This window comes from Parendozoicomonas verongulae (genome assembly GCF_009711465.1).
GTDB lineage: Bacteria > Pseudomonadota > Gammaproteobacteria > Pseudomonadales > Endozoicomonadaceae > Sansalvadorimonas > Sansalvadorimonas verongulae.
This window is the reverse complement of sequence record NZ_SMME01000268.1, coordinates 1-450: the sequence shown is the minus strand read 5'-3', so window position 1 is coordinate 450 and position 450 is coordinate 1. Positions and strand designations below refer to the sequence as shown.

General features: G+C 58.4%; 1 protein-coding gene. It reads left to right on the top strand.

The annotated features are described in order from the left end of the window. A partial coding sequence (locus E1189_RS22215; protein ID WP_230459841.1) for a hypothetical protein occupies positions 1 to 450 on the top strand: 450 nt, incomplete at both ends.

Sequence of the window (450 nt, the reverse complement as noted above, 5' to 3'; positions counted from 1 at the left end):
CCGGAAATCGGAGAAGTCTTCCGTCTTCTGGATGAGACGACAGGGGAGGAGCAGTATGTGCGCCTGACCGGTGTCGATGCCAGCCTCGAAACCTTCACCTATACCTCCTCGGAAAGCACCTTTGTGGATTTTGAGCGGCGCAGGCTGGAGCTGTCGATCTCCACCCCTCTCAAGTTCACCTTCCCCGGTGGTATTGCCTCCCCGGCAGGCACCGACCCTCAGAATGGTATCGCCAACACCCGCATCCAGACCACACAGGTGGCCGATGCCGCTCGCTACTATGGCCTGCAGCCTCTGGCCGAGAGCGCGAATATTGGTGACCTGACTTTCAAAGTGAGCAGCGTGTACGGGGAGATTGTGCCCAGTGCTCAGTCGGAGACGCCACTCATCAATCAAAACGGCGCTTACACAGCCCGAGCCATGAAGGCGACCAGCAATACCAATCGCAGT